The sequence below is a fragment of the Streptomyces sp. NRRL S-118 genome, from assembly GCF_000716335.1.
Taxonomy (GTDB): Bacteria; Actinomycetota; Actinomycetes; order Streptomycetales; family Streptomycetaceae; genus Streptomyces.
Genome location: NZ_KL591003.1, coordinates 256,233 through 256,545, shown reverse-complemented (window position 1 = coordinate 256,545; position 313 = coordinate 256,233). Strand labels below are relative to the sequence as shown.

Sequence of the window (313 nt, the reverse complement as noted above, 5' to 3'; positions counted from 1 at the left end):
GGTGAGCAGGCCGGCCTCCTTGAGCTTCTTCAGGTGGTGGCTGACGGTGGGCTGCGAGACGCCGACGTCGGAGATGTCGCACACGCATGCCTCCCCACCCTCGTGCGAGGCGACCGCCGAGAACAGCCGGAGTCGTACCGGATCGCCCAGCGCCTTGAACATGGCGGCCGTCCGCCGGGCCTCCTCGGCGGTGAGGGGGCGCTCGGTCAGCGGCGGGCAGCAGGGGGCGACGTCCGGCTCCAGCAGCGGCAACGGGCTCACATTCGACATACGTCTATGTTGACACACGTCGAACCAGCCGCCCAGCGGTGGC

Annotated in this window: 1 protein-coding gene; it reads right to left on the bottom strand. The window is 70.0% G+C overall.

Going from position 1 to position 313, the window contains the following annotated elements:
• A partial coding sequence (locus IH00_RS0107830) for an ArsR/SmtB family transcription factor (protein ID WP_031071024.1) occupies positions 1–270 on the bottom strand: 270 nt, incomplete at its 3' end.
• Between the last annotated feature and the right edge of the window lie 43 nt (positions 271–313).